Origin of the sequence: Bartonella sp. AC62GZZY, assembly GCF_042196525.1 — a bacterium.
Taxonomy (GTDB): Bacteria; Pseudomonadota; Alphaproteobacteria; order Rhizobiales; family Rhizobiaceae; genus Bartonella.
In genome coordinates this window covers 1-807 of sequence record NZ_JBHIQN010000067.1, presented here as the reverse complement: position 1 = coordinate 807, position 807 = coordinate 1, and the positions used below count along the sequence as shown (strand labels likewise).

The following is an 807-nucleotide window of genomic DNA, read 5'->3' as shown; positions in this document are numbered from 1 at the left end:
GGCTGGGCGCTTCGTGATGCAGATGGTTTTATCACAAGTGATACAGAACATTTTCAATCACGCCGTTTTGAAGGCGGTGGCATGCGTTACTTGCGCTTTAAGAAATGGCTTACTGAACTAAAGAGGTCTGTTGATGAAATTGATGCGGTGTATTTTGAAGAGGTACGTCGGCATGTGGGTACAGACGCTTCTCATGTTTATGGGGGCTTTCTAGCAACATTAACGGCGTGGTGTGAACATCATCAGATACCGTATGAAGGCATTCCCGTTGGTACCATTAAGAAAGCAATGACAGGCAAAGGAAATGCCTCAAAAGCAGAAATGATTAAGGCAATGCGTGCAAAAGGTCACGCGCCTTGTGACGACAACGAAGCAGATGCTTTGGCAATTTTATATTTAATGAAAGAAGGGGATGCGCATGTCTAATGGTATGCCATGGATAAGATTCCATTTGTATGACTGGATAAGTGGTACAGATGGAATGACGTTAGAGCAAAGGGGCGCTTATATGACGCTTCTCGTTCGCATGTACGATAAAAAAGCACCAATTAAAGAAGATTTTGAAACGCTTGCACGTGCTTGCAATTGTTCGCAGAAAAAATTTGCAACTCTTGTCGAATACTTAATGAGGAATGATAAACTTGTTGAGACAGATAATGGATTGTGGAATACACGCGTTGAAGAAGAGCTGAACGATTTTGCTGATAAAAAAGAGCACATATCGCAAGTTCGTAGTGAGGCTGGTAAAAAAGGTGCAAAAGCAAAAAATAATATAAAACAACATATTAATAATTTTGCTGAAGCAAA

At 40.9% G+C, this 807-nt stretch carries 2 protein-coding genes; both read left to right on the top strand.

Going from position 1 to position 807, the window contains the following annotated elements:
- Positions 1-426, top strand: a 426-nt coding sequence (locus ACFIML_RS09180; RefSeq protein ID WP_375607620.1) for a crossover junction endodeoxyribonuclease RuvC, incomplete at its 5' end; no start/stop codon positions are given.
- Positions 419-807 (top strand): YdaU family protein (locus ACFIML_RS09175; protein WP_375607621.1); only part of this gene is annotated, 389 nt, incomplete at its 3' end. The genes ACFIML_RS09180 and ACFIML_RS09175, both read left to right, overlap by 8 nt.